1 protein-coding gene is annotated in these 443 nt (G+C 64.6%); it reads right to left on the bottom strand.

What is annotated here, in order from left to right; genetic code table 11:
* Positions 1 to 21: 21 nt before the first annotated feature.
* On the bottom strand, positions 22 to 443 hold a 422-nt coding region (locus tag OCH239_RS21950), incomplete at its 5' end, for a transposase (protein ID WP_157578067.1).

Here is a 443-nt window from a genome sequence, read left to right on the forward strand (position 1 = left end):
TTCCCCTTTCCCCGGACGCACTTATCCCATGGGCTCGGTGACAGGTATTCCGAGCGCGGTGTAGCCGTTCAACACGGCGGCGCGGATCTGGAGTTCTGCGACCTGGCGATCGAAGTCGCGCGCCATGAGGCTCTGCCCCAAGAGCTTCACGCAGTGCATCTTCGTCTCGGCGCGGCTTCGGCGGTGGTATCCGCTCCACTTTCGCCAAATGGCGCGGCCGAGGTATTTCGATGCGCGAAGGGCCTCGTTCCGGGCAATGGCGCCGGCGGTCGAAGGCTTCCACGGCTTGGCGTTTTTACGCGGCGGAAGTGAGGAGGATCGGGAAAGGGTCCGGGGGACCCTTTCCCCGACGAACGCGTGTGCGCCTCGATCTGCGACCGCGTTGTGGCACTTGCGCGTGTCGTATGCTCCGTCCGCGGTGACTGACGCGACTTCCTCATCTG

Source organism: Roseivivax halodurans JCM 10272 (genome assembly GCF_000521785.1).
Lineage (GTDB): Bacteria > Pseudomonadota > Alphaproteobacteria > Rhodobacterales > Rhodobacteraceae > Roseivivax > Roseivivax halodurans.